Origin of the sequence: Chryseobacterium mucoviscidosis, from assembly GCF_002177115.1 — a bacterium.
GTDB lineage: Bacteria > Bacteroidota > Bacteroidia > Flavobacteriales > Weeksellaceae > Chryseobacterium > Chryseobacterium mucoviscidosis.
The window spans coordinates 1-288 of record NZ_MVAG01000146.1 but is presented as its reverse complement, the minus strand read 5'-3'; the positions used below and the strand labels follow the sequence as shown (position 1 = coordinate 288).

Annotated in this window: 1 rRNA gene; it reads right to left on the bottom strand. The window is 44.4% G+C overall.

Annotated elements, in window-relative coordinates:
• Window positions 1–184: 184 nt before the first annotated feature.
• A 5S ribosomal RNA gene (rrf, locus tag B0E34_RS22820) occupies window positions 185–288 on the bottom strand; the annotation flags it as partial.

The window sequence follows — 288 nt, the reverse complement described above, 5'->3', positions numbered from 1 at the left end:
GATTAGACTTACTCATCCATTCCACCTCCATGGGTTTTAGTATTCCCAAAGAACAATATTTGTATGCAAAATTAAGAAAGTTTTTGAAGGTTAGATTAGTATATGTAGCCGGGAAGTGTTAGGTGTTTGTATCAATGAGGTTCCAAATAAAAAAGACCAGCTTATATAAGCTGGTCCTCTAAGCGCTTGGCGGCGTCCTACTCTCACAGGGGGAAGCCCCCAACTACCATCGGCGCTGAAGAGCTTAACTTCCGTGTTCGGCATGGGAACGGGTGTGACCTCTTCGCT